Source organism: Streptomyces sp. NBC_00341, assembly GCF_041435055.1.
In the GTDB taxonomy this organism is placed as follows: domain Bacteria; phylum Actinomycetota; class Actinomycetes; order Streptomycetales; family Streptomycetaceae; genus Streptomyces.
The window spans coordinates 7,166,943-7,192,949 of record NZ_CP108002.1 but is presented as its reverse complement, the minus strand read 5'-3'; the positions used below and the strand labels follow the sequence as shown (position 1 = coordinate 7,192,949).

Annotated in this window: 29 protein-coding genes; 19 read left to right on the top strand and 10 right to left on the bottom strand. The window is 71.0% G+C overall.

What is annotated here, in order from left to right; translation table 11 throughout:
- Positions 1–393 carry a VOC family protein gene (locus OG892_RS32360; RefSeq protein ID WP_371630922.1) on the top strand — a complete coding sequence of 131 codons (393 nt, stop codon included), beginning with the start codon at positions 1–3 and terminating at the stop codon, positions 391–393.
- Here the strand turns inward: OG892_RS32360 and OG892_RS32355 are convergent.
- Positions 390–1,088 carry a DUF6597 domain-containing transcriptional factor gene (locus OG892_RS32355; RefSeq protein WP_371630921.1) on the bottom strand — a complete coding sequence of 233 codons (699 nt, stop codon included), beginning with the start codon at positions 1,086–1,088 and terminating at the stop codon, positions 390–392. The two genes, OG892_RS32360 and OG892_RS32355, sit on opposite strands and share 4 nt — an antisense overlap.
- Before the next feature lie 65 nt (positions 1,089–1,153).
- Between OG892_RS32355 and OG892_RS32350 the strand changes: the two genes are divergently transcribed.
- Positions 1,154–1,540: a CU044_2847 family protein gene (locus OG892_RS32350; protein ID WP_371630920.1), complete on the top strand. Its 387-nt coding sequence runs from the start codon at positions 1,154–1,156 to the stop codon at positions 1,538–1,540.
- A gap of 9 nt (positions 1,541–1,549) precedes the next feature.
- On the opposite strand, the gene OG892_RS32345 is transcribed toward OG892_RS32350, so the two are convergent.
- A complete protein-coding gene (locus tag OG892_RS32345) occupies positions 1,550–2,713 on the bottom strand; it encodes a YihY/virulence factor BrkB family protein (protein WP_371630919.1) in 1,164 nt (387 codons plus the stop codon).
- A gap of 17 nt (positions 2,714–2,730) precedes the next feature.
- Between OG892_RS32345 and OG892_RS32340 the strand changes: the two genes are divergently transcribed.
- The 14 genes from OG892_RS32340 (at position 2,731) to OG892_RS32275 (ending at position 16,305) form a co-directional block, all read left to right on the top strand.
- Positions 2,731–4,368 (top strand): acyl-CoA dehydrogenase family protein, encoded by a 1,638-nt coding sequence (locus OG892_RS32340; protein WP_371630918.1) that lies wholly within the window; start codon positions 2,731–2,733, stop codon positions 4,366–4,368.
- 267 nt (positions 4,369–4,635) lie between these two features.
- The gene (locus OG892_RS32335) at positions 4,636–5,916 is read left to right on the top strand and encodes a GAF domain-containing protein (RefSeq protein WP_327339662.1); all 1,281 of its coding nucleotides are present in this window, start codon (positions 4,636–4,638) and stop codon (positions 5,914–5,916) included.
- A gap of 113 nt (positions 5,917–6,029) precedes the next feature.
- Positions 6,030–6,647, top strand: a complete 618-nt coding sequence (locus OG892_RS32330; protein ID WP_371630917.1) for a GNAT family N-acetyltransferase — start codon at positions 6,030–6,032, stop codon at positions 6,645–6,647.
- Between the two features lie 162 nt (positions 6,648–6,809).
- Positions 6,810–6,893 (top strand): putative leader peptide, encoded by an 84-nt coding sequence (locus tag OG892_RS32325; protein ID WP_309486338.1) that lies wholly within the window; start codon positions 6,810–6,812, stop codon positions 6,891–6,893.
- Between the two features lie 114 nt (positions 6,894–7,007).
- Positions 7,008–8,705: a nitrite/sulfite reductase gene (locus tag OG892_RS32320; protein ID WP_371630916.1), complete on the top strand. Its 1,698-nt coding sequence runs from the start codon at positions 7,008–7,010 to the stop codon at positions 8,703–8,705.
- Positions 8,702–8,881, top strand: coding sequence for a hypothetical protein (locus tag OG892_RS32315; protein WP_073734960.1), 180 nt, complete (start codon positions 8,702–8,704; stop codon positions 8,879–8,881). Before OG892_RS32320 ends, OG892_RS32315 begins: the two co-directional genes overlap by 4 nt.
- Positions 8,878–9,594 carry a phosphoadenylyl-sulfate reductase gene (locus tag OG892_RS32310; protein WP_328864897.1) on the top strand — a complete coding sequence of 239 codons (717 nt, stop codon included), beginning with the start codon at positions 8,878–8,880 and terminating at the stop codon, positions 9,592–9,594. Before OG892_RS32315 ends, OG892_RS32310 begins: the two co-directional genes overlap by 4 nt.
- A 23-nt stretch (positions 9,595–9,617) precedes the next feature.
- Positions 9,618–10,163 (top strand): adenylyl-sulfate kinase, encoded by a 546-nt coding sequence (gene cysC, locus OG892_RS32305; protein ID WP_371630915.1) that lies wholly within the window; start codon positions 9,618–9,620, stop codon positions 10,161–10,163.
- Positions 10,160–11,095, top strand: a complete 936-nt coding sequence (cysD, locus tag OG892_RS32300) for a sulfate adenylyltransferase subunit CysD (RefSeq protein WP_073734957.1) — start codon at positions 10,160–10,162, stop codon at positions 11,093–11,095. The genes cysC and cysD overlap by 4 nt, the downstream gene beginning before the upstream one ends.
- A gap of 1 nt (position 11,096) precedes the next feature.
- The gene (locus OG892_RS32295) at positions 11,097–12,440 is read left to right on the top strand and encodes a sulfate adenylyltransferase subunit 1 (protein ID WP_073734956.1); all 1,344 of its coding nucleotides are present in this window, start codon (positions 11,097–11,099) and stop codon (positions 12,438–12,440) included.
- Positions 12,441–12,683: 243 nt separating this feature from the next.
- Positions 12,684–13,799, top strand: coding sequence for an aliphatic sulfonate ABC transporter substrate-binding protein (locus tag OG892_RS32290; RefSeq protein ID WP_073734955.1), 1,116 nt, complete (start codon positions 12,684–12,686; stop codon positions 13,797–13,799).
- A gap of 40 nt (positions 13,800–13,839) precedes the next feature.
- Positions 13,840–14,631, top strand: a complete 792-nt coding sequence (locus OG892_RS32285) for an ABC transporter ATP-binding protein (RefSeq protein ID WP_073734954.1) — start codon at positions 13,840–13,842, stop codon at positions 14,629–14,631.
- A complete protein-coding gene (locus OG892_RS32280; RefSeq protein WP_073734953.1) occupies positions 14,618–15,538 on the top strand; it encodes an ABC transporter permease in 921 nt (306 codons plus the stop codon). The genes OG892_RS32285 and OG892_RS32280 overlap by 14 nt, the downstream gene beginning before the upstream one ends.
- Positions 15,539–15,546: 8 nt before the next feature.
- On the top strand, positions 15,547–16,305 hold the full coding sequence (locus tag OG892_RS32275) for a sirohydrochlorin chelatase (RefSeq protein WP_371630914.1): 759 nt from the start codon (positions 15,547–15,549) through the stop codon (positions 16,303–16,305).
- A 74-nt stretch (positions 16,306–16,379) separates the two neighbouring features.
- On the opposite strand, the gene OG892_RS32270 is transcribed toward OG892_RS32275, so the two are convergent.
- Entirely contained in the window at positions 16,380–16,964 is a 585-nt protein-coding gene (locus OG892_RS32270; RefSeq protein ID WP_371630913.1) for a TIGR03086 family metal-binding protein, read from the bottom strand.
- A 77-nt stretch (positions 16,965–17,041) separates the two neighbouring features.
- Between OG892_RS32270 and OG892_RS32265 the strand changes: the two genes are divergently transcribed.
- A complete protein-coding gene (locus tag OG892_RS32265) occupies positions 17,042–17,911 on the top strand; it encodes an aldo/keto reductase (protein ID WP_371630912.1) in 870 nt (289 codons plus the stop codon).
- Between the two features lie 14 nt (positions 17,912–17,925).
- A complete protein-coding gene (locus OG892_RS32260; protein ID WP_371630911.1) occupies positions 17,926–18,762 on the top strand; it encodes an ABC transporter ATP-binding protein in 837 nt (278 codons plus the stop codon).
- Between the two features lie 27 nt (positions 18,763–18,789).
- On the opposite strand, the gene OG892_RS32255 is transcribed toward OG892_RS32260, so the two are convergent.
- From OG892_RS32255 to OG892_RS32240, 4 genes are all read right to left on the bottom strand, one after another.
- On the bottom strand, positions 18,790–19,176 hold the full coding sequence (locus OG892_RS32255) for a DUF4440 domain-containing protein (RefSeq protein WP_073734948.1): 387 nt from the start codon (positions 19,174–19,176) through the stop codon (positions 18,790–18,792).
- Entirely contained in the window at positions 19,173–19,724 is a 552-nt protein-coding gene (locus OG892_RS32250) for a DUF1697 domain-containing protein (protein ID WP_371630910.1), read from the bottom strand. The genes OG892_RS32255 and OG892_RS32250 overlap by 4 nt, the downstream gene beginning before the upstream one ends.
- A 91-nt stretch (positions 19,725–19,815) precedes the next feature.
- Positions 19,816–21,018 carry a S8 family peptidase gene (locus OG892_RS32245; protein WP_371630909.1) on the bottom strand — a complete coding sequence of 401 codons (1,203 nt, stop codon included), beginning with the start codon at positions 21,016–21,018 and terminating at the stop codon, positions 19,816–19,818.
- A gap of 218 nt (positions 21,019–21,236) precedes the next feature.
- A complete protein-coding gene (locus OG892_RS32240) occupies positions 21,237–22,232 on the bottom strand; it encodes a helix-turn-helix transcriptional regulator (RefSeq protein WP_371630908.1) in 996 nt (331 codons plus the stop codon).
- Positions 22,233–22,368: 136 nt separating this feature from the next.
- Between OG892_RS32240 and OG892_RS32235 the strand changes: the two genes are divergently transcribed.
- Positions 22,369–22,791, top strand: coding sequence for a VOC family protein (locus OG892_RS32235; protein ID WP_371630907.1), 423 nt, complete (start codon positions 22,369–22,371; stop codon positions 22,789–22,791).
- A 30-nt stretch (positions 22,792–22,821) separates the two neighbouring features.
- On the opposite strand, the gene OG892_RS32230 is transcribed toward OG892_RS32235, so the two are convergent.
- Genes OG892_RS32230 through OG892_RS32220 form a run of 3 tightly spaced genes read right to left on the bottom strand, consistent with a single transcriptional unit; the run spans position 22,822 to position 25,897 of the window.
- Positions 22,822–24,111: an ABC transporter substrate-binding protein gene (locus OG892_RS32230; RefSeq protein WP_371630906.1), complete on the bottom strand. Its 1,290-nt coding sequence runs from the start codon at positions 24,109–24,111 to the stop codon at positions 22,822–22,824.
- Entirely contained in the window at positions 24,111–24,950 is an 840-nt protein-coding gene (locus tag OG892_RS32225; protein ID WP_073734942.1) for a carbohydrate ABC transporter permease, read from the bottom strand. The genes OG892_RS32230 and OG892_RS32225 overlap by 1 nt, the downstream gene beginning before the upstream one ends.
- Positions 24,947–25,897 (bottom strand): carbohydrate ABC transporter permease, encoded by a 951-nt coding sequence (locus tag OG892_RS32220; RefSeq protein WP_073734941.1) that lies wholly within the window; start codon positions 25,895–25,897, stop codon positions 24,947–24,949. The genes OG892_RS32225 and OG892_RS32220 overlap by 4 nt, the downstream gene beginning before the upstream one ends.
- Positions 25,898–26,007 lie beyond the last annotated feature (110 nt).

Sequence of the window (26,007 nt, the reverse complement as noted above, 5' to 3'; positions counted from 1 at the left end):
ATGACTCCACGACTCGACGCGATCAGCGTCACCACCGCGGACCTGCCCGCATCGCTCGCCTTCTACCGGCGGCTCGGCCTCGACATCCCCGCAGACGCGGAATCCGCACCCCATGTCGAAGTGACGCTCCCGGGCGGACAGCGGCTGCTGTGGGACACCGAGGACGTCGTCCGCTCCTTCGACCCCGAGTGGTCCGGGACGAAGGGCGGTGAGCGCCTCGGTCTCGCCTTCCTCTGCGACAGCCCGGCGGAGGTCGACGCCGTCTACGCGGAGCTGACCGCCGCCGGCCACCCTGGGCACCTGAAGCCGTGGGACGCGGTGTGGGGGCAGCGGTACGCCGTCGTCCTCGATCCGGACGGCTGCGCGGTGTCGCTGTTCGCCGCCACTTCCTAGGAGGCGGCGAGGTACCCGGTCAGGGTGGTGCCGGCCAGTTCGCGCATCTCCCGGGCGAGATGCGCCTGGTCGGCGCAGCCCGCCGCGAGCGCGGCATCGGCGTACGGCGTTCCGGACCGTACGAGGGCCAGCGCGCGCTGGAGGCGCAGGACCCGGGCGAGCGTCTTGGGGCCGTATCCGAAGGCCGCCAGGGAGCGGCGGTGCAGCTGGCGTGCGCCGAGACCGGCCGCCCGTGCCGTGTTCGCGACGGACCGGCCGGCGTCCAGCTGCGCGGCGACGTAGGTCATCACCGGGTCCGGGGGCGCGGTGTCTGCCGCCCGGCGCAGGGCGATCTCCTCCAGGGCCGCGGCCGGCTCCGCGGCCTCCGCGACCCGCTCGGTGAGCTCGCGGACCTCCGCGGCCGGCCACAGCCCGGCCAGCGCGATCCGGCGGTCGCGCAGTTCGTGCGCCGGTACGCCGAGCAGGGCGGGAGCCGTGCCGGGGGCGAAGCGGATGCCCGCGAAGCTGCCCCCGTCGCTCACGGGGGCGGGTTCGGCGCGTGTGTCCGGGCCCGCGACGAGCAGCCTGCCGCCGATCCAGAGCAGGTCCATGCAGCCGTCGGGCAGCACCGGGTGGGCCGAGCCCGGTGGCACGGTCAGCGTCCACACCTTCGCACCGTCGAGTCTCGACGCGCGCTCTTCGTACCGGTCGCCCATAGCACTAGTCTCGTCCAAGGACGGGCACACGGAAAACGGTCGGAATCGGCATCCCGGGGGCGGTCATGGCGGCATTGATGGAATTCACCACCGACAGCGGCGCGACGGTGATGGTCGAGGTCGACCGGCACGCTCCGGGTGCGCAGCTGGTCTCGCGGGACGGCAACGCCCTGGCCCGCTCCGGGCGCACCTTCGACCATGCGCTCCAGGGAATCCGGGCGGCGGCCGAATCGGCGCTCGCGGTGTTCCGGGACGGCACGCTGAAGCCGGACGGGGTGGAGATCGAGTTCGGGGTGAAGATCACCACCGAGGCCGGGGCCGTGATCGCGAAGAGCGCGGTGGAGGGCCATCTGACGGTCAAGCTGTCGTGGTCACCCGGTTCCGCACCGGCACCGCAGCCCGTACTGCCGGCACAGGCCGCTCAGCCGCCGCAGCCGCCCGCCGCCGGCTGACGGCCGCTCTCATTCGCTGGGCCGGTACGGCTTGTCCGGCTCCTTCTCGCGGCCCGGCTGGAGCCTGGACTTCACGTCGTCGGGCGGCAGGAACCGGGACCACCGCTCCGGGAACTCGGACGGCATATAGGGGCTGTCGCCCTCGTCCCCGTACTCGTCGTCCGCGTCCTCGTCCCAGCTCTCCGCCTTGGTGCGGGCCACGAACTCCGCCGCCTGGACCGCGCGCACCCGGTCGTTGGCCGCACGTGCCGCGGCCGTCGCGACCGAGGGCCACACCCGGTCGATGGCGGCGTTGACGGCGGCGCCCACCAGCACCGCGAACGCGGAGACGCCGATCCACAGCAGTACGGCGATGGGTGCGGCGAGCGATCCGTAGATCGTCGGGCCCTCGACCGTACTCGTGAGGTAGATCCGCAGCAGGAAGCTGCCCAGCACCCAGATCGCGAGCGCCATCAGCGCCCCCGGGGTGTCCTCGATCCAGGGCGAGCGGACGGGGACGGACACGTGGTAGAGCGTCGTCAGGAAGGCGATGGACAGCAATATCACCAGGGGCCAGTACATGACGCTTATCAGCTCGGTGCCCCAGGGGATGTACTCAACGACCCGGTCAGGGCCGACCACCAGGAGCGGCAGCACGATCGCGCCGAGCAGCAGCGCCACCACGTACAGCGAGAAGGCGAGCATCCGGGTCTTGACGATGCCGCGCTGGCCGTCGAGCCCGTACATCACGGTGATGGTGTCGATGAAGACGTTGACCGCACGGGAGCCGGACCAGAGCGCGATCGCGAAACCGATCGAGATGACGTCGGGCCGGGCCCCGGTGGTGACGTCCGCCAGGAGCGGTTTGGCGAAGTCGTTGACGCCCCGTTGGGAGAGCACGGTCTGCGCCGCGCTGAGGATGTTGTTCTCGATGGAGGCGACCGTGGTGGTGCTGGTCCACTCGTCGACGTAGCCGAGCAGGCCGATCAGTCCCAGCAGCAGCGGCGGCAGGGAGAGCAGGGTGAAGAACGCCGCCTCGGCCGCGAGTCCCAGAATGCGGTACTCCATGCACGAGTTGACGGTGTCCTTGAGCAGTTGCCAGGCCATCTGCCGCTTGGAGACGTTGCGGTAGAGGACTCGCGCCCGGTGGAGCCGGCCCGGTGGCCGCTCGGGTGTTTCATTTGCTGCCTGCACGTCCTTACCGTATCGGCATGGCAGCCACCACCCACACAGTGTCCAACCAGCCCCCTCCCCTGCTCGGCTACGACGTCTTCTCCGCGGACCTCGCGCTCACCGAGGCCGTGGACCGGCACCTCGCGCCTGAGCTGCTCGAAGAGGCGCGGGCCGGCCTGGTCCGGCTCGGCCGGTCCGCCGGTTCCGCGCAGGCTCGGCGGTGGGGTGAGCAGGCGAACGGGAATCCGCCCCGGCTGCGCACCCATGACCGGTACGGGAACCGCGTCGACGAGGTGGAGTTCCATCCGGCCTGGCACCGGCTGCTCGGGCACGCGGTCTCCGCGGGACTGACCGACGCCTGGGACCGGCCGGGCGGGCATGTGCGCCGGGCGGCCGGTTTCCTGGTCTGGACGCAGGCGGAGGCGGGCCACGGCTGCCCGCTCTCGATGACGCACGCCGCGGTGCCCGCGCTGCGCACCGATCCGGCGGCGGCAGCCGACTGGGAGCCGCTGCTGACCTCGCACGTGTACGAGGAGGGGCTGCGGCCGGCCGCGGAGAAGGCCGGAGCGCTCCTCGGGATGGGCATGACGGAGAAGCAGGGCGGCACGGACGTCCGGTCGAACACGACGCGCGCGGAGCCGCTGTCCGCCGAGGGCGAGTACCTGCTCACCGGGCACAAGTGGTTCTGCTCGGCGCCGATGTCCGACGGGTTCCTGGTCCTGGCGCAGGCGCCCGGCGGACTGACGTGCTTCCTGCTGCCCCGGGTGCTGCCGGACGGCACCCGCAACGCGTTCGCGATCCAGCGGCTCAAGGACAAGCTGGGCAACCGGTCCAACGCGTCGGCCGAGGTCGAGTTCGACGGTACGTGGGCCCGCCGGATCGGTGAGGAGGGGCGCGGGGTGCGCACGATCATCGAGATGGTGGCGGCGACCCGGCTGGACTGTGTGACCGGCTCCGCCGCGCTGATGCGGCAGGCGGTGGCGCAGGCGGTGCACCACGCCACGTACCGGAGCGCGTTCGGCGGGGTGCTGGTGGACAAGCCGCTGATGCGCAACGTGCTGGCCGATCTGGCGCTGGAGTCGGAGGCGGCGACGGTGCTGGCGATGCGGCTGGCCGCCGCGTACGACGCGGGGACGGAGAGCGAGGCGGCGTTCTTGCGGATCGCGGTGCCGGCGGCCAAGTACTGGGTGACGAAGCGGTGCACGCCGATGGTGGGCGAGGCGCTCGAATGCCTGGGCGGGAACGGCTATGTGGAGGAGTCGGGCATGCCCCGGCTGCTGCGGGAGGCGCCGCTCAACTCGATCTGGGAGGGGTCGGGGAACGTACAGGCGCTGGATGTGCTGCGGGCGCTGCAACGCGAGCCGCTGGCGCTGAACGCCTTCCTCTCGGAGGTCGGCCTGGCGCGGGGCTCCGATCACCGGCTGGACCGGGCGATCAAGGACCTGCTGACCGAGCTGGCGGATCTGGCCGGGATCGAGGCGCGCGGCAGGCGGCTGGTGGAGCGGATGGCTCTGGTGCTGCAGGGCTCGCTGCTGGTCCGCTGGGCACCGCCGGAGGTCGCCGACGCGTTCTGCGCCTCACGGCTGGGCGGGGACTGGGGCTCGGCGTTCGGGACGCTGCCGCACACCCTGGATCTGGCGTCGGTCGTGGAGCGGGCGCGGCCCGTGGCGGGCTGACATCCGTCCTCGGGCGCGCGCGGGGGCAGCAACGGGGGGTGGTGCTGCGCCGACACGGCACCACCCCCCATGCTGTACACACCGGGCTACGAGGCCGAGGCCGCGCCGTCCGGTGTACCGCCACTCTTGTACGGACCGGGGAGCGTCGCCAGAGTTGCAGAGGGTTGCAACCATTGTGTGGAGTTGCGGCATCGGGACCCCGGCAGCGGCAGGATGGGGCCCCGCGTCCTTGACACGGGTATCAAGAGGCTCCAGGGGGGATCCGGCATGGAGGCAAGTCCTGTCGATGTGATGCGGCTGGCGGTCCGGGAGTCGGACCGGGCCGCGCGCCTGATCCACCGGGCCCGCGAGGCGCGGCTGGCCGGTGACCGCATGCCGCTCGCGCCGCGGGCCGAGATCGGCGACTCGTGGAACCGGGTGCTGCGCAGCGGGATCGATCCGGAGAAGTCCACCCACAGCGTCCTGCTGGAGCCGGACGAGATCGAGCACCGGCGCAGGAGCTCCACGCTGGGCGAGGTGATGCCGCTGCTCGGTGACGCCCTGACGGCCATCGCGGACGCCTCGCAGCAGATCATGGTGGTCACCGATGTGGAGGGCCGGGTGCTGTGGCGCCAGGGCAACACGGGGGTGCTGCGCCGGGCCGACGACATCTGCCTGGCGGAGGGCGCCGCCTGGTCGGAGGAGAGCACCGGCACCAACGCGATCGGCACGGCGATCGCCGCGCGCGCCCCGGTCCAGGTGCACTCCGCGGAGCACTTCGTGCGGAGTCTGCACGGGTGGACGTGTGCGGCGGCCCCGGTGCGCGATCCCAGGGACGGCCGGCTGATGGGGATCGTCGACATCAGCGGACCCGCGTCCACCTTCCATCCGACGACGCTCGCCCTGGTCGGTTCGGTGGCCCGGCTGGCGGAGAGCGAGATCAGGACCCGGCATCTGGAGTCCATCGACCGGCTGCGCTCGGTGGCGGCGCCGATGCTCTGCCGGCTGGGCGGCCGGGCGCTGGCCGTGGACGGCCACGGCTGGCTGGCGGCGGTCACCGGGATGCCGCCGGTGGACCGGCTGCCGCTGCCGAAGTCCCTGCGGCCGGGCCGGGTGTGGCTGCCCTCGCTCGGGATGTGCCGGGTCGAGCCGCTGCCGGGGGGCTGGCTGGTGCAGGTGGCGGACGGCGCGATGGACAGCCCGCCGCGCCGGGTCGTGCTCGACCTGAGCCGGCCGCGCGGCCTCGCGGTGAACGTGGTCAGCCCGGTGGGTACCTGGACGCAGCGGCTGTCCCCGCGCCACGCCGAGCTGCTGTTCGCGCTGGCGCTGCACCGTGAGGGGCGTACCGCCTCCGAGCTGGCGCAGGACATCTTCGGTGATCCGACCAGGACGGTGACGGTGCGGGCCGAGATCTCCCGGCTGCGGCGCCATCTCGCGGAGGTGCTGGCGCACCGCCCGTACCGCTTCGGTGACGGGGTCGAGGTGGAGGTGATCCACCCGGAGCACCCGGGCGATCTGCTGCCGCGCTCGAACGCCCCGGTGGTGACGGCGGCGCGCAGCGCGGGTTGAACGGGTGCGCGCGGGCCCGGAGCACTCGTTGAACGGCGTCCGCGCAGGTCGTGGCCGTCCGGCTGCCGGGACCGGCTTGGGCCGGGGCCAGGGGGCATGGTTTTCTGGCAGTCATGAGCAACCCCGAGCGCCCCGTAGATCCGACCGCAGAGGTGACCGCAGAGGTGACCATCTGGTCGCTGGAGCAGACCTCCCCCGATGATCTGCGGCCCTCAGCCGCGCCGGAGGGGGATGTCCGGATCGTCCGGTCCGGGATACCACTGCCCGAGTTCAGCCGCTTCCTCTATACGGCGGTCGGCGGTGACATCCGGTGGACGGACCGGCTGTCGATGACGTACGCGCAGTGGCAGGAGGCGCTGGACCGGCCCGGCGCGGAGACGTGGGTGGCCTACGCGGACGGCACACCGGCCGGCTACATCGAGCTGGACCCGCAGGACGACGGCGTGGTCGAGATCATGTACTTCGGTCTCATCCCGGCGTTCCGGGGGCGCCGGATCGGCGGCCATCTGCTCTCGTACGGGGTGGCCCGCGCCTGGGACCTGGCGGAGCGGTGGCCGGAGCGGCCGACGACGAAGCGGGTCTGGCTGCACACCTGCTCGAAGGACGGTCCGCACGCCATGGACAACTATCTGCGCCGAGGCTTCCGGCTCTTCGACACCAGGACCGAGACGGAGCCTGACGTGGCGAATCCGGGTCCGTGGCCGGGTTCCGGCCGGGAGCTGCTTCCGTAACCCGACACGCATGGGAAATGCACACAGTTGTCCGGTTATCCGGGCGGCCCGGCGTCCGTCACCTCAGTGACGGGCGCCACAGTGTCTCACCTGACGGGACAGTCTCGTCCACATCATGGATAGTGGTGGACTGGTCCGAGATTCGCGTGACACGCTTCCGTCATGTCTGGAACTGGAATTGCCTTGGTGAGTCGACGCCACGTCGACCTCGGCCGCATGTCCAGCGCCATCTGTCCGGCGAGCTGAGAGTCTCCAGCACCGCCGCGATCCCTTTCCTCTGCAAACCCTGCGCACCGCCGCGCCCAGACGCGAGTGTGCAGTTCAGAGCCGCCCTCCCGCAGTCCAGAAGGACGTACCGTCATGGCCGCTACCCCGGAACAGCCTGCGCCCGCCGCACCTCGCCGCAAGGCGGGACGCCACCGCGGCGAAGGGCAGTGGGCCCTGGGGCACTACACCCCCCTCAACGGCAATGAGCAGTTCAAGAAGGACGATGACAGTCTCAACGTGCGGACGCGCATTGAGACGATCTACGCCAAGCGCGGGTTCGACTCGATCGACCCGAACGACCTTCGCGGACGCATGCGCTGGTGGGGCCTGTACACGCAGCGCAAGCCCGGGATCGACGGCGGCAAGACCGCGGTCCTGGAACCGGAGGAGCTGGACGACCGGTACTTCATGCTCCGGGTCCGCATCGACGGCGGCCGGCTGACGGCGGCGCAGCTGCGGGCGATCGGTGAGGTCTCCGAGAAGTACGCGCGAGGCACCGCCGATGTCACCGACCGGCAGAACATCCAGCTGCACTGGATCCGTATCGAGGACGTCCCCGCCATCTGGGAGAAGCTGGAGGCCGTCGGCCTGTCCACGACGGAGGCCTGCGGCGACTGCCCGCGCGTGATCATCGGCTCCCCGGTGGCGGGGATCGCCGCCGACGAGATCATCGACGGGACCCCGGCGGTCGACGAGATCCACGACCGCTACATCGGCAGCAAGGAATTCTCGAACCTGCCGCGCAAGTTCAAGACCGCGATCTCCGGCTCGCCCGTGCAGGATGTGGTCCACGAGATCAACGACATCGCCTTCGTCGGCGTCGTCCACCCCGAACACGGCCCCGGCTTCGACCTCTGGGTCGGCGGCGGCCTCTCGACCAACCCCCGGCTCGCCGAACGCCTGGGCGCCTGGGTGCCGCTGGCCGAGGTCCCGGACGTCTGGGCGGGAGTCGTCGGGATCTTCCGTGACTACGGGTACCGGCGGCTGCGCACCCGCGCCCGGCTGAAGTTCCTGATGGCCGACTGGGGGCCCGTCAAATTCCGCCAGGTGCTTCAGGACGAGTACCTCAAGCGGCCGCTGCTCGACGGCCCCGCGCCCGAGCAGCCCAGCAGCCGCTGGCGCGACCACGTGGGCGTCCACGAGCAGCAGGACGGCCGCCTCTACGTCGGCTTCGCACCGCGGGTCGGCCGGGTCGACGGTCCCACTCTCACCAAGATCGCCGATCTGGCCGCCGCGCACGGCTCCGACCGGCTGCGCACCACCGTCGAGCAGAAGATGCTGATCCTCGACGTGGAGCCGGACCGGGTCGAATCCCTGGTGGCCGGCCTCGAAGAGCTCGGCTTCCAAGTGAAGCCGTCCCCCTTCCGCCGAGGCACGATGGCCTGCACCGGCATCGAGTACTGCAAGCTGGCGATCGTCGAGACCAAGGCGCGCGGCGCCTCGCTCATCGACGAACTGGAGCGCCGCATGCCGGAGTTCGACGAGCCGCTCACCATCAACATCAACGGCTGCCCCAACGCCTGCGCCCGCATCCAGACCGCCGACATCGGCCTCAAGGGCCAGCTCATGCTGGACGGCGAGGGCAACCAGGTGGAGGGCTACCAGGTGCACCTGGGCGGCGCGCTCGGCCTGGAGGCCGGCTTCGGCCGCAAGGTCCGTGGCCTGAAGGTCACTTCCGACGAACTGCCCGACTACGTCGAGCGGGTCCTCGGGAACTTCCAGAAGGAGCGCGAGGGCGACGAGCGCTTCGCGACCTGGGCGGCGCGGGCCAGTGCGGAGTCGCTGTCATGAGCGAGCGCGCCGCACCGTTCCACTGCCCCTACTGCGGTGACGAGGACCTGCGCCCGCACGAGACGGGACACGGGGCCTGGGAATGCGCCTCCTGCAACCGAGCGTTCCAGCTGAAGTTCCTGGGCCTGCTGACCCGGGGACTGGTGCGCAACGACGTTGAAGGGGACGGGATATGACGGACACGCTGCAAGTCGAGAAGCTCACGTCGGACGAGCTCAGGGAGCTGGCGGAGAAAGCCGGACGCGAGCTGGAGGACGCCTCCGCAGCGGAGATCCTCGGCTGGGCGACCCGCGTCTTCGGGCCGCGTTTCTGCGTCACCTCCTCGATGGAGGACGCGGTCGTCGCCCACCTCGCCTCCCGGGCCCTGCCGGGCGTGGACGTGGTCTTCCTCGACACCGGCTACCACTTCCCCGAGACGATCGGCACCCGCGACGCGGTGGAGGCGGTGATGGACGTCAACGTCATCACCCTGACCCCGCGGCAGACCGTCGCCGAGCAGGACGCCGAGTACGGGCCGAAGCTGCACGACCGCGACCCCGACCTCTGCTGCAAGCTGCGCAAGGTCAAGCCCCTTGAGGAGGGCCTGACTTCGTACACCGCCTGGGCGACCGGGCTGCGCCGCGACGAGTCCCCCAGCCGGGCGAACACCCCGGTGGTCGGCTGGGACGAGAAGCGGCAGAAGGTCAAGGTCTCACCGATCGCCCGCTGGACCCAGGACGACGTCGACGCGTACGTCGCGGAGCACGGGGTGCTCACCAACCCGCTGCTGATGGACGGTTACGCCTCCGTGGGCTGCGCGCCCTGCACCCGCCGGGTGCTGGAGGGCGAGGACGCCCGCGCCGGCCGCTGGGCCGGCAGCGGCAAGACCGAGTGCGGGCTGCACGGCTGATGACGACTGATCAGGAGACTTCGATGAGCGTGACGGAGACGGGAGCCACCATCTGGCTGACCGGTCTGCCGAGCGCGGGCAAGACCACCATCGCCCGCGAACTCGCCGCGCGGCTGCGCGGCGAGGGCCACCGGGTGGAGGTGCTCGACGGCGACGAGATCCGGGAGTTCCTCTCCGCGGGCCTCGGCTTCTCCCGCGAGGACCGGCACACCAACGTGGCTCGGATCGGCTTCGTCGCCGGGCTGCTGGCGGCCAACGGAGTGAAGGTGCTGGTCCCCGTCATCGCGCCGTACGCGGACAGCCGGGAGGCGGTCCGCAAGCGGCACCGGTCCGAGGGCACCGCGTATCTGGAGGTGCACGTCGCCACACCGGTCGAGGTGTGCTCGGTGCGCGATGTGAAGGGGCTCTACGCCAAGCAGGCGGCGGGCGAGATCAGCGGGCTGACCGGGGTGGACGACCCCTACGAGGCCCCCGAGTCGCCGGACCTGCGGATCGAGTCGCACCGGCAGACCGTGCAGGAGTCCGCGGCGGAGCTGTACGCGCTGCTGAGCGAGAGGGGTGCAGCGTGACGACCGTCGCGACTGTGTCGGAAGGCACCGCCAATCCGTACGCACTCAGCCACCTGGACTCCCTGGAGTCCGAGGCGGTGCACATCTTCCGTGAGGTGGCGGGGGAGTTCGAGCGGCCGGTGATCCTGTTCTCCGGCGGCAAGGACTCGATCCTGATGCTGCACCTGGCGCTCAAGGCCTTCGCGCCCGCCCCGGTGCCGTTCACGCTGCTGCACGTGGACACCGGGCACAACTTCCCCGAGGTCCTGGAGTACCGCGACCGCACGGTCGCCGAGCACGGGCTGCGGCTGCACGTCGCCTCCGTCCAGGAGTACATCGACGCCGGGAAGCTCCGCGAGCGCCCCGACGGCACCCGCAACCCGCTGCAGACGGTGCCGTTGACCGAGGCGATCCAGCAGCACCGGTTCGACGCGGTGTTCGGCGGCGGGCGGCGTGACGAGGAGAAGGCGCGGGCGAAGGAGCGGGTGTTCTCGCTGCGCGACGAGTTCTCCCAGTGGGACCCGCGCCGCCAGCGCCCCGAGCTGTGGCAGCTCTACAACGGCCGGCACGCCCCGGGTGAGCACGTCCGGGTCTTCCCGATCTCCAACTGGACCGAGCTGGACGTGTGGCAGTACATCGAGCGCGAGGGCATCGAGCTCCCGCAGATCTACTTCGCCCATGAGCGCGAGGTCTTCAGCCGCTCCGGCATGTGGCTGACCGCGGGCGACTGGGGCGGCCCCAAGGAGCACGAGCGGACCGAGACCCGCCAGGTCCGCTACCGCACGGTCGGTGACATGTCCTGCACCGGCGCCGTCGACTCCGACGCCACCACCCTGGACGCCGTGATCACCGAGATCGCCGCCTCCCGGCTCACCGAGCGGGGCGCGACCCGCGCCGACGACAAGATGTCAGAGGCCGCGATGGAAGACCGCAAGCGCGAGGGGTACTTCTAACATGACCACACCCACCCAGCCGGCCGAGCAGCTGTCGACCACCACCCTGCTGCGGTTCGCCACCGCCGGGTCCGTGGACGACGGCAAGTCCACCCTCGTGGGACGGCTGCTGCACGACTCCAAGTCGGTCCTCACCGACCAGCTGGAGGCGGTCGAGGACGCGTCCCGCAAGCGCGGCCAGGAAGCACCCGACCTCGCACTGCTGACCGACGGACTGCGCGCGGAGCGCGAACAGGGCATCACCATCGATGTCGCCTACCGCTACTTCGCCACACCCCGGCGCCGGTTCATCCTCGCCGACACCCCCGGCCACGTGCAGTACACCCGCAACATGGTCACGGGCGCCTCCACCGCAGAGCTGGCCGTCGTGCTGGTCGACGCCCGCAACGGGGTCGTCGAGCAGACCCGCCGGCACGCCGCCGTCGCCGCCCTGCTCCGCGTCCCGCACGTGGTCCTGGCCGTGAACAAGATGGACCTGGTCGACTACGCGGAGCCCGTATTCGCTGCCATCGCCAAGGAGTTCACCGCCTACGCGGCCTCGCTCGGCGTCCCGGAGATCACCGCGATCCCGATCTCCGCGCTGGCCGGCGACAACGTCGTGGAACCGTCCTCCCACATGGACTGGTACGGCGGCCCGACCGTCCTGGAACACCTGGAGACGGTCCCGGTCAGCCACGACCTCACCGCCTGCCACGCCCGCTTCCCGGTCCAGTACGTGATCCGGCCGCAGACGCCGGAGCACCGCGACTACCGGGGCTACGCCGGTCAGATCGCCGCCGGGGCGTTCCGGATCGGCGAGCCCGTCACCGTACTGCCCTCCGGCCGTACCTCGACGATCGCCGGCATCGACCTGCTCGGCAACAGCGTGGACACCGCCTGGGCCCCGCAGTCGGTGACGATCCGCCTCACCGACGACGTCGACGTCTCACGCGGCGACCTGATCGCTCCGTCGGACGACGCCCCCGCGGTCACCCAGGACGTCGAGGCGACCGTCTGCCACGTCGCGGACCGGCCGCTCACCGTGGGCCAGCGGGTGCTGATCAAGCACACCACCCGCACGGTCAAGGCCATAGTCAAGGACATCCCCTCCCGCCTCACCCTCGACGACCTCTCCCAGCACCCTGCCCCCGGACAGCTCGTCGCCAACGACATCGGACGGGTCGTCGTACGCACCGCGGAACCACTCGCGCTCGACGCGTACGCCGACTCGCGCCGCACCGGCTCGTTCCTGCTGATCGACCCGGCGGACGGCACCACCCTGTCGGCCGGCATGGCGGGCGCCTCGTTCGCCGCCGTGGTGCGGGCGGCGGCCCCGGCGGACGACGAAGCGGAGTGGGACTTCTGATGAGCAGGGACATCTTCTCGACCTTCGCGAAGGAGGGCGGCCGCGTCGGCAGCGGCGCCCTCGGCAGCGGCCAGGGCGGGGTTGCGCGATGTGCGCGATGACGTACGCGCACTGCCTGCGCGCCCGGCAGCTCCAACCGCACCGCCCGCAAAGCCAGTTCAGACGAAGACCTGCCGACCGCCCGGCCGCGTCACCCGCCTTAGCGGGGGCGTGAGCACCGGGCCTCCGAGAGGAATCCCTCCCGTGTCTGCCCCACGTACCACGCTGCGCCGCAGCATCGCCGCTGCCGCCGCCCTGCCGCTGCTCGCCGTGGCGCTCACCGCCTGCGGCTACGGTTCCGACTCGAAGGACGACGACGCCAAGAAGGGACACGTCTCCGCCGGCGGGAAGAAGCTCTCCGCGGACACCGTGAAGATCGGGTACTTCCCGAACCTCACGCACGCCACCGCCCTGGTCGGCATCCAGGAAGGCATCATCGCCAAGGAGCTCGGCTCCACCGAGGTCAAGCCCTCGACGTTCAACGCGGGCCCGTCCGAGATAGAGGCGCTCAACGCCGGCTCGATCGACATCGGCTTCATCGGCCCCTCGCCCGCCATCAACGGCTTCACCAAGTCCAAGGGCAAGAGCCTGCGCATCATCGGCGGTTCGGCCTCCGGCGGGGTGAAGCTGGTCGTCAACCCGAAGAAGATCAAGACCCTGGACGACCTCAAGGGCAAGAAGATCGCGACCCCGCAGCTCGGCAACACCCAGGACGTGGCGCTGCTCAACTGGATATCCGAGAAGGGCTGGAAGGTCGACGCCCAGAGCGGCAAGGGCGACGTCTCCGTGGTCCGTACCGACAACAAGGTGACCCCGGACGCCTACAAGTCCGGTTCCATCGACGGTGCGTGGGCGCCGGAGCCGACCGCGTCCAAGCTGGTCGCGCAGGGTGCGAAGGTGCTCCTCGACGAGCGGAAGCTCTGGCCGGACGACAAGTTCGTGATCACGAACATCATCGTGTCGCAGAAGTTCCTCGACCAGCACCCGGACGTCGTGGAGGCGGTGCTGCGCGGTTCGGTCAACACCAACGCGTGGATCAACGCCAACCCGGACAAGGCGAAGGCTTCCGCCAACAGCGCGCTCAAGACGCTGTCCGGCAAGGAGCTTCCGGCCGACGTCATCGACCCGGCGTGGAAGTCCATCGAGTTCACCGACGACCCGCTGGCCGCCACGCTCGACGCCGAGGCCGAGCACGCGGTGAAGGCCGGTCTGCTGGACGAGCCGGACCTGAAGGGCATCTACGACCTGAGGCCGCTGAACAAGGTCCTCAAGGCCACGGGCAAGCCCGGGGTCGCCGACGCCGGTCTCTCGGTCAAGTAAGCACCCGACCCGTTCCAGGATCTCCCAGGAGGTGACGACCATGGCCACGACCACGCTCACCACGGCCGAGGACCGCACGGCGGTCGGGCACGCCGCCCGTCTCGACCACGTCTCGAAGTCCTTCGGCGGACCGCAGGGGCAGCAGCTCGTCCTGGACGACATCACGCTCGATGTCGCCCCCGGCGAGTTCGTCACCCTCCTGGGAGCCTCCGGGTGCGGCAAGTCGACGCTGCTCAATCTGGTGGCGGGACTCGACCGTCCGACCGCGGGGTCCATCGAGACCCCCGGCGGGCGGCCGGCCCTGATGTTCCAGGAGCACGCCCTCTTCCCGTGGCTGACCGCGGGCAAGAACATCGAACTGGCGCTGCGGCTGCGCGGCGTACCGAAGGCGGACCGCCGCCCGGAGGCGGAGCGGCTGCTCGAACTCGTCCGCCTGGGCGGGGCGTACGGCAAGCGGGTGCACGAACTCTCCGGCGGCATGCGGCAGCGGGTGGCGATGGCCCGCGCGCTCGCCCAGGACAGCCAACTGCTGCTGATGGACGAGCCGTTCGCCGCGCTCGACGCCATCACCCGGGATGTGCTGCACGACGAGCTGACCCGGATCTGGCGCGAGACGAACGTCTCGGTCCTCTTCGTCACGCACAACGTGCGCGAGGCGGTCCGCCTCGCCGAGCGGGTCGTGCTGCTGTCCTCGCGGCCGGGCCGGATCGCGCGGGAGTGGACGGTCGACATCGAGCAGCCGCGCCGCATCGAGGACACCGCCGTGGCGGAGCTCTCCGTCGAGATCACCGAACAACTGCGTGGGGAGATCCGCCGACATGGCCAGCACTGAGACCACCGCCGCGAGCGGCACCGCCGGGGCCGGGGCCCCGAAGGACGCCGCCCAGGACATGGCAGGCCTCGAAGCGGGGCTCGACGCGCTCGACGCGGTACGGATCAGCCGGACCCCGGTGCGCCAGGTACTGACCCAGAAGGTGCTGCCTCCGGTGGTGGCCGTCGCACTGGTGCTCATCATCTGGCAGATCCTGATCTGGGCGAAGGTCACCGACGACTACAAGCTGCCCTCGCCGTCCCAGGTCTGGTCCGAGGTGTCCGACGCCTGGGCCCAGGGCACCCTGCTCGGCTACATCTGGACCAGCGTCTCGCGCGGTCTGCTCGGTTTCCTCCTCGCACTCGTCATCGGCACCCCGCTCGGGCTGCTGGTCTCCCGGGTGAAGCTGGTGCGCGCGGCGATCGGCCCGGTGCTCTCGGGTCTGCAGTCACTGCCCTCGGTGGCCTGGGTGCCGCCCGCGGTCATCTGGCTGGGCCTGGACGACACGATGATGTACGCGGTGATCCTGCTGGGCGCCGTCCCCTCGATCGCCAACGGGCTCGTCGCCGGTGTCGACCAGATCCCGCCGCTGCACCTGCGGGCCGGCAAGACGCTGGGCGCCACCGGGCTCCGGGGCACCTGGCACATCGTGCTGCCGGCCTCGCTGCCCGGCTATCTGGCCGGTCTGAAGCAGGGCTGGGCCTTCTCCTGGCGCTCGCTGATGGCCGCGGAGATCATCGCCTCCTCGCCCGATCTGGGCGTGGGCCTGGGACAGCTGCTGGAGCAGGGCCGCGAGACCAGCAGCATGTCGATGGTCTTCCTCGCCATCTTCCTCATCCTGATCGTCGGCATCGCCATCGACCTGCTCATCTTCAGCCCGCTGGAGCGGTGGGTGCTGCGCAGCCGCGGTCTCCTCGTCAAGAACTGAGCTCCGACATGACTTCTCCGGTCCTCCTCGTCATCGCCCACGGCAGCCGCGATCCCCGGCACGCCGCGACCGTGCACGCGCTCACCGCGCGGGTACGGGCGCTGCGGCCGGGGCTGCGGGTGGAGACCGGGTTCCTGGACTTCAACGCGCCGTCGGTGCCGCGGGTCCTGGAGCGGCTGGACGGGCAGGGCGTGAGTGACGTGGTGGCGCTTCCGCTGCTGCTCACCCGGGCCTTCCACGCCAAGTCCGACATCCCGGCGGTACTGCGGGAGGCGCGCGGCAGACTGCCGCGGCTGCGCGTGCGGCAGGCCGAGGTGCTCGGCCCCTCGCCGCTGCTGAACTCCGCCCTGGAACAGCGGCTGCACGAGGCCGGGGTCCGCCCCGGCGACAGAGGCTCGACCGGGCTCGTCCTGGCCTCGGCGGGCTCCACCGACCCGGAGGCGATCGCAGTGATCGCTGAAATCGCGCGGGAGCTGCGGCACACCGGTTGGTGTTCCGTGCGGCCTGCGTTCGCCTCCGCATCCCATCCCCGTACCGAGGACGCGGTACGGGCCCTGCGGGCGGAGGGTGTGCGCAGGGTCGCGGTGGCCCCTTACGTGATCGCGCCGGGCCGCCTCCCGGACCGCATCGCGGCGGGGGCGGCAGAGGCCGGTGCGGATGTACTGGCCGGGGTGCTGGGCCCGTCGCCGGAGCTGGCGCGGCTGCTGCTGGACCGGTACGACGAGGCCCGGGTGCCGGCCGCCGGGATGGCGTCGCTCAGCGCGTAGTCCGGCCGCGGTCGAGCTCGAAGAAGGCGTCGTAGCCGGCGAGGCCATTCAGCAGCTGCCCGGCTGGGCCGCTCTCAGGCGGCGGTCCACTGCGGATCGCGACCGCTCAGGGCCAGCGCCCGTTCGAAGCCGGACACCGGATTCCCGACGGCGATCTCGGCTGCGAAGCCCTCGTACCGCCGGTAGAGCTCGGCCGTCTTCTCCACGGTCTTCAGTACGTAGCCGGCCGTGCCGTCGGGGAGCCGGAACTCCTGGCCTGTGGCCCGCGCGACGTCCCAGCCGTGCAGCGCCGTCTCCATGATGAGCATCTCGGCGGTGTCCGCGGCCGGGGAGGCCGAGTCGCCTTCTCCGATGGTGCCCTCCCAGACGGCGGGGTCCGACCAGGCGGCGACGGCGCGGTCCAGCTGGGCCGCGTACCGCTCGGCCCAGTCGGCGTCCGCCGTGAAGTCGCGTGTGGTGAGCTCCTCGGGGATCTCGGTGCGCAGGGCGCGGTGCTCCATGCCGTGCGAGGTGTAGAGCACCCAGTGGTTGACGAGCCCCCGGACGTCCCAGCCTTCGCAGGGGGTGGCGGAGCTGTCGAGTTGTGCGGGACGGACGGCGCGGGCGACTCGGGCCGCCTCTGCGGCGCATTCGGTCATATGGGCGTGCTCGGTCTTCATGCACGTCAGGCTAGGACCGGGGCCTGCCCCGGGTATTGAAGAAAAGCGACAGTCGGCGGGTGGATTACTGTTTCTCCATGTCCAACGAGCTCCGGTCCCCCGATGACACCTTCCTCCTCGGCGGCGAGCTGCCCGTGCGCCGTCTCGGCTACGGCACCGCGCAGCTGACCGGCCCCGGTTACTGGGGGCCTCCCGCAGACCGGCAGAAGTCGCTGGCCGTGCTCAGGGCGGCGGTCGACCAGGGCGTGACCCTGATCGACACCGCGGAGAACTACGGCCCCGGGGTCGCGGAGGAGCTGGTGGCCGAGGCGCTGCACCCGTACCGCGACGATCTGGTGATCGCGACCAAGGGCGGTGTCGTGCGCACCAGTGACAGCAGCTGGCACATCGCGGGGCGGCCCGAGGACCTGCGGGCCATGTGCGAGTCCAGTCTGCGCCGGCTGCGGACCGACCGGATCGACCTCTACCAGCTGCACCGGCTGGATCCGCAGGTGCCGATGGCCGAGCAGCTGGGCGCTCTGGATGAGCTGCGGCAGGAGGGTAAGATCCGGTACATCGGTCTGGACACCCTTACCGCAGACCAGCTGGAACAGGCGCTCTCCCTGACCGGGATCGCCTCGGTGCAGAACCGGTTCAATCTCCTGGACCGTTCGTCGGACGCGGTACTGAAAGTGTGCGAGGCCCACGGCCTGGCCTTCCTGCCCTGGTTCCCGCTGGCGAACGGCGCGCTGACCGGCGAGGACGCCGCGGCGCTCGCCGGGATCGCGGAACGCCACGGCGCCACCCGTGGGCAGATCGCCCTCGCCTGGCTGCTGCACCACTCCCCCGTCCTGTGCCCGACTCCGGGCACCGGTTCGCCCGTCCATCTCGCGGAGAACCTCCGGGCCGGGGAGATCTCGCTGTCGACCGACGACCTGAGCCTCCTGGAGGCGCTCGCATCCGCATGAAGGAGTAACCGCACGTGACCACCACCGCCCCCCTCGCCCCTTCGTCCCCCACGGCCCCGGTACCGGTGATCAGGGCCGGCGGCGTCACGCTCGTACGGGACGGCAAGGTCCTGCTCGACTCGGTCTCGATGACAGTGCGCAGCGGGGAGCACTGGGCGCTGCTCGGCGCCAACGGTGCGGGCAAGAGCACCCTGCTGGGGCTGCTCGGCGCGATCAGGCACCCCACCCGGGGCACGGTGGAGGTGCTGGGCCGCACCCTGGGGCGGGTCGATCTGCGGGAGCTGCGGACGCTGCTGGGGCATGTCGATCCGCGCCATCCGCTGCGCTCCCCGCTCTCGGTGAAGGACGTGGTGCTGACGGGGCTGACCAACTCGGTCGAGCCGGTGCCGCGCTGGTCGGCCGGCCCGGAGCAGCGGGAGCGGGCGGAGCGGCTGCTGAAGATGCTGGGCATGGGCGGCAAGGAGGGGTCGCGCTGGCCCGCGCTGTCGCAGGGCGAGCGGGGCCGTACGCTCATCGCCCGTGCTCTGATGCCGCAGCCCCGGCTGCTGCTGCTCGACGAGCCGGCCACCGGTCTCGACCTGGCCGCACGGGAGCAGTTGCTCGACAGCCTGGACGCGCTGCGCGAGGAGCACCCGGAGCTGGCGACGGTGCTGGTCACCCATCATCTGGAGGAGCTGCCCGCCTCCACCAGCCACGCGATGCTGCTGCGCGGCGGGCGGTGTCTGGCCTCGGGTCCGGCGGACGAGGTGCTGACCACGGAGCAGGTCAGCGACTGCTTCGGCCATCCGGTGCGGATCTCCCGTACGGACGGCCGGTGGGCGGCGCGGGCCAGGCGGACGCCCCGTGGCTGACGGTTTCCGCTGACGGTGCCGCCCCGCTCAGTGGCTGTCGGTCTCCGGGCCGGTGACGAAGGGGGTGGCCTGGTGGTAGTAGAGCAGCCAGCCGGCGGCGGTGAGCCGCCACAGTGAACTGCGGTGGGCGCGCATCCCCTTGGCCTCGGTGTCGAAGGTGACGTGGACGAGTCCGTCCGCGAGCTGGACCCCGCGCATGCGGGAGGCGGTGAGCTGTCCGGGGCGTGCGGCGGTGCCGGTGATGAGCGAGGTGATGACCGTGTCCCGGTCCCGGTGCCGGCCGGTGGTGTCGACCTCGCGGAAGTCGGGGTGCAGGACCTGGACCAGGAGTTCGCTGGAGGCCCGCACCAGCGGGTCGAGGAGGCGGAGTTCGCCCTCGACCGCCGCGGCCACGCCGGGTGTCGGCTCGCTCATGCCTCGCCTCCAGTCATCTCGACGAGTCTGGCGACGGTGTTCCAGTTGCGCGAGGTGCCGGTGAGGCCCTTGTTGAGGGAGGGCCGGGAGAGGGCGGCGGCGAGCTTGGAGCGGCCCAGCCCGTCGGGGGCGTAGAGGTAGAGGGCGCGGTCGCCGAGCCTGAACTCCTCGGGGAGGAAGGCGGCGGCGTCCAGCGGGGCGAAGCGGGCGGCGTCGACGGGCCGGTCGAAGTACGTGACGTGAAGTTGCCGGCCCTGGAGCTCTGCGGCCGGGAACGGGCAGCCGGCGGCCACGGCGGCGAGGTAGGCGGCGTCCCTCACCAGGCACTCGACCGCGAAGCCGAACTGCTCCTCGATGGCCCGCTCCAGCTCCGCCGCGAGGGTGTTCTCGTCGCCGGTCCCGTTGCTGAAGACCGCGTTGCCGCTCTGCAGGTACGTCGCGACGTCGCCGTGGCCGAGCCCGGTGAGCAGCGTGCGGAGTTCGGCCATGGGGACCTTGCGGTGGCCGCTCACATTGATCCCGCGCAGCAGCGCCGCGTACATCGTCATGGGCACACCATAGGACGATCAGCCCGAGCCGTGCGGCCGCCGCGCCCCGTGGGGGAGGGCGCGGTGGCCGCCGGTTCAGGGAGTGGTGCTGTTACTCAACGACCTTCAGCAGCTTGTTCGCCGTGCCCGCGGTGGCGTTGCTGATGGCGTCCGGGGTGGCTCCGTCGGTCAGTGCCGTGGAGACGTCCGCCGGGGTGGCGTCGGGGTGTCCCGCCAGGTAGACGGCGGCGGCACCGACGACGTGCGGAGTCGCCATGGACGTACCGGAGATGGTGTCGGACCCGGTGTCGCTGTCGTTCCACGCCGAGGTGATGTCGGAGCCCGGGGCGTAGAGGTCCACCAGCGAGCCGTAGTTGGAGAACGAGGACTGCTCGTCGTCCACCGTGGACGAGGCGACCGTGATGGCCTCCGGGACGCGCGCCGGGGAGCTCTCGCTCGCGTCGCCCGACTCGTTGCCCGCGGCCACTCCGTAGGTGACTCCGGAGGCGATGGACTTCTGGACCGCCGCGTCGAGGGCCTCGTCCGCGCCGCCGCCGAGGCTCATGTTGGCGACGGACGGGCCCTCGTGGTTCGCGGTGACCCAGTCGATGCCGGCGACGACCTGTTCGGTGGTGCCGGAGCCCGAGTCGTCGAGGACCCGGACGGCCACGATCTTGGCCTTCTTGGCGACGCCGTACGTCGCACCGGCGATGGTGCCGGCCACGTGGGTTCCGTGGCCGTAGCCGTCGTCGGCGTTGTCGTCGTCGTCCACGGCGTCGTAGCCGTAGCTGGCCCGGCCCTCGAACTCCTCGTGGGTGATGCGGACCCCGGTGTCGATGACGTACGCGGTCACGCCCTCGCCCGCGCTGTCCGGGTAGGTGTACGCGTTGTCGCCCGCGATCCCGGTCTGGTCGATGCGGTCCAGGCCCCAGGACGGCGGGTTGGCCTGGGTGGCGTCGACGTGGAACTTCTTGTTCTGGACGACCTTGGAGACCGACGGGTCGGCGGCGAGCCGCTTGGCCTCGGTCTGCGAAAGGCCGCTGGCGGAGAAGCCGTTGATGGCGGAGCTGTAGTTGCGCTTCAGCTTGCCGCCGTACTCCTTGGCGAGCTTCGACTTGTCGGCCTTGTGGTCCAGCATGACTATGTAGCTGCCGGACACGGCGGTTGCCGCGTCGGCACCGTAGATCTTGCCCATGGCGGGGGCGGGTGCCGCTCCGGCCATGGGGCTGCCCAGCAGGGTGATGCCGGCTGCGGCGGCCACGGCGGTGATCGCGGCAGTGAGCTTGATCCGGTGGGTGCGCTTGTGAAGTGCCATGAAGAGGGGTCTCCTCGTCATTCTTTGTGGGGGGATTGGCCCTCGGCCGGAAGATCTCCGGGGGCTGGCTCGAAACCCTCGCTTATTGACGCGCTCAGATCAAGACCTTCAGCCACCTGTAACTTACTCAACAAGGTTCTGTAATAAGAATCCGGCCAACAGCGCCCAAGCCGGACCAGCTCACCTGCGGCTGCCGTCAGTTGACGTGTTCTCACTGCTCAGCGAGGGTCTCCGGCCCCGGAGGCCGGACGGGCCGCGCGGGCGTAACGGGCGGCGAGGTCCCCGAACGCGGCGGCCAGCGGGGGCGGGCCGACGACTTCGATCTCGGCGTCGAAGCGGCCGAGGACGGCGGCGAGCCCGGTCCATGACCAGGAGCCGAGGATGAGCCGGCAGCGGTGCGGCCCGAGTTCCACGACGATTCCGTCCCGGGCGAAGGGCGCGACGTCGGCGGCCGGAAGGTGGAGGATGACCTCGCCCCGGCAGGGCCAGTCGGTGGTGGTGCCGTCGTTGCCGCGGAACCGGCTGGTGACGAAGGCACAGACGCTGCCGCCAGGAAGGTCTCGCGGGGCGAAGCGGGGGCCGGTGGGTGTACGGGGCCGGATCCGGTCGACGCGGAAGGTGCGCCAGTCCTCGCGGTGGAGGTCCCAGGCCACCAGGTACCAGCGCTGCTGCCGGGTGACCAGGTGGTGGGGTTCCACCCGGCGGACGTCATCGGCCGGGGTACCCGGGCCCGGGGCGTAGTCGAAGCGCAGTTCCTCGCGGGCACGGATGGCGCGGCTCAGGTCCAGCAGCACGGGGGCGTCGGGCTGCTGGGTGCCTTCGGCCGCCGGCGGCGGGACCGCGGTGACGCGCAACAGGTCGATGCGGTGGCGCAGTCGGGGCGGCATGACCTGTCCGAGGGTGGCCAGCGCGCGGGAGGCGCCTTCGGCGACGGTGGCGCCGGCGGCCGCGGTCTGCAGCGCGACGGCGAGGGCGACGGCCTGCTCGTCGTCGAACAGCATGGGCGGCAGATGGGAGCCGGCCTCCAGCCGGTAGCCGCCGGCCGGTCCTCTGACGGTCGTGATCGGGTAGTCGAGTCCGCGCAGGCGGTCGATGTCACGGCGCACGGTGCGCGAGGTGATGCCGAGCCGCTCGGCGAGATCCTCCCCGGACCAGTCACGGGGCGTCTGGAGGAGCGAGAGCAGCGCGAGCAGCCGGGCGGACGTCTTGTGCATGTTCCCCATGCTCCCAGGAGTAGCGGACTCATCCTGTCCGCTACTCCTGCCATCGTGGCCGACGAGCCGTCCGGAGACATGAACTCCGGTCACGGCCGACGGCGCACATGTGTCACATCGAGGCAAGGAGCAGGTCATGTCCGTCACGACCACCACTCATCTGAACTTCCGGGGCGCCGCACGTGAGGCGCTGGACTTCTACCGGTCCGTCTTCGGCGGACGCACCGTCGCGGTCACGTACAAGGACGCGGGCGCCGTACGGAACGAGAGCGAGGCGGACTGGGTGATGTGGGGCGAGGTGACCGGCGCCGACGGCTTCCACGTCATGGCCTACGACGTGCCCTCGCAGCTGCCCTGGAGCCAGGGAGACAACCCGTTCTTCGTCTCCGTACGAGGCGACGACGCCGAGGAGATCAGCGCCCTGTGGGGCAGGCTCGCCGAGGGCTCGGCCATCGTGAGCCCGCTGGAGCCCGCGCAGTGGGCGCCGCTGTACGGCATGCTCACCGACCGCTTCGGCGTCACCTGGGTGCTGGACGTCGCGGCCCCGTACAACGGCTGAACCGGCCGGGCGCGGACCCGGGGGCGCGGCTCAGCGCTGGTAGCGGGCCAGCACCCGGTTCCCGTCCTTGACCAGACGCTTCCTCAGTTCGGCCGCGTCGATCGCACCGCTGTAGTACTCCTGGTACGCGGGGGTGGCGACCTTGTCCTTCCACTCGGGGTAGCCGCGCACGGACTGGGCCGGTGCGGAACGCAGTGCGCCCGCGAGGGCGACGCCGGTCGCCCAGCCCCGGTCCGCGGTGTGCAGCGAGGGGTCCGCCAGCGCCTCCTTGCCGGTGGGCAGCATCCAGTCGCCCTTGGCGAGGCGCACCATGTTCGCCGGCCGGAGCAGGAAGTCGATGAACTCCACGGCCTCCTTCTTGTGCGGGCTGTCCTCGGCGACGGACAGGGTCTGCGGGCTCACGCCCTGGGCAAGGCCCGCGCTTCCGGCCGGGGCGGGCAGCACCGTCCACTCGAAGCCCTTCGGGGCCTGTTCGACCACCTGCTGACGGTAGGAGAACCCCAGCGGCACCATGGCGTACTTGCCGCCGAAGAGACCGGGAAGGGCGTCGCCGCCGCCCATGCCGAGCGCGGTACGGGCGGCGCTGTGGTCGGTGTTGACCTGGTCGTGGATGGTCCGGGGGACGACGAGATCGCCGTCGTCCATGGCGAGCGTGACCTTTCCGTCGGCGCCTCGGTGGAACAGCTCGCCGCCGGCCGAGAGGCCGAGGTTGAGCGTGACGGAGACCGGTTCCTTGAGCGGCCAGGCGACTCCGTAACGGCCCTTGCCGGTGAGCTTCTTGGTGACCTGCCCGAATTCCGTCCAACTCCAGGGCTTCTCCGGGGTCGGGACGCGGACCCCGGAGGCCTTGAGGATCTTGGTGTTGGCGATCAGGACGCGCGGTTCCTGGAGGAAGGGCACGCCGTAGACGCCGCCGTCGAAGGTGCTGGTGCGCCAGCTCCGCTGCGGGATGTCGGCGGTGAGCCGGCCGGGCAGCAGGGTGCGCAGATCGGCGAGGTAGCCGCCGTAGGCGAAGTCCGCGAGGTCGTCGGACGCGTCATGGATGACGTCGGGCGCCTCGTCCCCCTCGAACGAGGTGAGGAGCTGGTCGTGGACGCTGTCCCAGCTGCCCTGGACGTACTGGACCCGGACATCGGGATGGCTCGCGTTCCACTCCTTCACCAGCTGCTTGTTGGCGTCGACGGACTCCTTCTGCCAGGCCAGCGACTGGAAGCGGATCGTGATCCTGCCGTCCGCCCCGCCGTCACCGCCGCCGCATCCGGTGAGCAGCAGGGCCAGCGCGGTGGCCGCCGCGGCTGCCGTGCGTACCACTGCCCGCATCAGCTCTTCACCGCCCCGGCCAGCATGCCGCCCGTGATCCGCCGCTGGATGACCGCGAAGAGGACGAGTGAGGGGAGGGTGGCGAGGAACGCGGCGGCGGCGAGCGGCCCGAGATCGCTCGCGCCCTCCGCGCCGAGGAAGTGGGTCAGTACGACCGGCAAGGTCTGCTTCTCCGGTGTCTTGAGCAGGACGAGCGCGAAGAAGAACTCGTTCCACGCGGTGATGAAGGCGAAGAGCGCGGTGGCGACGATCCCGGGGGCCAGCAGCGGCGCGGTGACCGAGACGAGCGTCCGCAGCCGGCTCGCACCGTCGACCGCCGCCGCCTCCTCCAGTTCGGGCGGCACGGCCCGTACGTATCCGACCAGCATCCACAGCGCGAACGGCAGCGACCACACGACGTACACCATGATCAGCCCCCACAGCGTGTTGATCAGATGCAGGTACTTGAGCACCAGGAACAGCGGAATGATCAGCAGGACGAACGGGAACGCCTGGCTGACCACCACCCAGCCGGTGGCGGCGGCGGAGAGCCGCGAGCGGTGGCGGGCCATCACATAGGCCATCGGGGTGGCGATGACGACCGCGATGAACCCGGCCGAGACGGCGGCGATCAGCGAGTTGGCGGCGGCCCGCAGCAGCGGCTGTTCGTCGAACGCGGCCCGGAAGTTGTCGAGCGTCGGGTGGTGCGGGATCCAGGTGGGGTGCAGGGAGCCCAGCTCCGGCGCCGGTTTGAAGGCGGTGGAGATCAGCCAGAGGAACGGGAACGCCAGGAAGACCAGGTAGCACAGCAGCGCGAGGTACTGCCCGGCCCGCACGGACCTGCGGGTACGCATGCTCATCGGTCCTCGCCTCCCCCGAGCCGTCCCACCAGGTACACGGCGAGGATCACGGAGATCACCGCGACCATCACACAGCCCATCGCCGCTGCGTAGCCGAACTGTCCGTAGCGGAAGGCCTCTTCGTACGCGAAGAGCATCGGCAGCCGGGTCCGGCCGCCGGGACCGCCGTTGGTCAGTACGTAGACCAGGGCGAAGGAGTTGAAGTTCCAGATGAAGTTGAGCGCGGTGATGGAGAGGGCGACCGGCTTGAGCGCGGGCCAGGTGACGGTACGGAAGCGGCGCCAGGCGCCCGCGCCGTCCAGCGCGGCGGCCTCGTGGAGTTCGTGCGGGGTGTTCTGCAGGCCGGCCAGCAGGGCGACCGTGGTCTGCGGCATCCCGGCCCAGACCCCGACCAGGATCACCGCGGGCAACGCGGTGGCGAGCCCGGTCAGCCAGTCCCGGCCGTCGCCCAGGCCGAGGTCGCGGATGGTCTCGTTGAGGATTCCGGCGTCCGGGTTGTAGACCAGCCGCCACATGATGCCGACGACCACCTCCGGCATCGCCCACGGGATGATCGCCAGCGCCCGCGCCAGCCACCGCATCCGCAGGTTCTGGTTGAGCAGCAGCGCGAGGCCGAGGGCCAGCACGAACTGCGGGACGGTGACGCCGACCGCCCATACCAGGCCGATCCGGAACGAGTCCCAGAACAGTCCGTCGTGCAGCAGGTCCTGGAAGTTCAGCACCCCGGTCCACTGGGTGGACCGGGTACGCCCCGACTGGGCGTCGGTGAACGCCAGCGCGATGCCGTAGAGCAGCGGTCCGACGCTGAGGACCAGGATCGGGAGGAGGGCGGGCAGTACCAGGAACCAGGTTCCGGCGTTCCGGTTGATCCTCGCGGACCCCTTGCCGTGCGGGCCGCCCGGCGGTCCGTGCCGCCCGGACTGCACGGTTGCACTCGCCAATGTCATGGATGCGACCCCCTTGCGTCATTCGACCGGCTTGGTACCGTTCCGGCCGCTCAGGTGGCCTCCGCAATGGTGCTGAGGCCCCGCCGGTTCGTCAAGACAACCTGCACGGA